The 383-nt window shown below is 80.9% G+C and carries 1 pseudogene; it reads left to right on the top strand.

Going from position 1 to position 383, the window contains the following annotated elements:
- A pseudogene (locus CBZ_RS21310) lies at window positions 1–383 on the top strand (hypothetical protein); the annotation flags it as partial.

Below are 383 nucleotides of genomic sequence, written 5' to 3'. Positions count from 1 at the left end.
GTGCCGCCCGCTCGGCCGACGGCGCGGCGGCGCTGAGCAGCGGCGCAGCACAGGTGGCCACGGGCGCGACGCAGGCCGCGCAGGCCGCCGGCACGCTCGCGGACGGCAGCGGCCAGGTCGCCGACGGCGTCCACGCGGCAACCGAGCAGGTCGACGCGCTCACCGCAGGGATGGCCGCACTGCCCGGCGACCTCCAGACGCTGACCTCCTACCTCACGGCCCGCGCGCAGGCGGGTGACCCGCAGGCCGCCCAGCTCCTCGCCCACCTCGCGGCGACCGCGGCCGCGCTCCCCGACGCAGCCACGCTCGACGCGGCGGCCCAGCGCCTCGACGCGCTCGACGCAGGGGCCCGGCACGTCGCCGACGGCGCGGCGGCCCTGCGC

Origin of the sequence: Cellulomonas biazotea, from assembly GCF_004306155.1 — a bacterium.
Lineage (GTDB): Bacteria > Actinomycetota > Actinomycetes > Actinomycetales > Cellulomonadaceae > Cellulomonas > Cellulomonas biazotea.
This window is presented reverse-complemented; position numbering and strand designations above follow the sequence as displayed.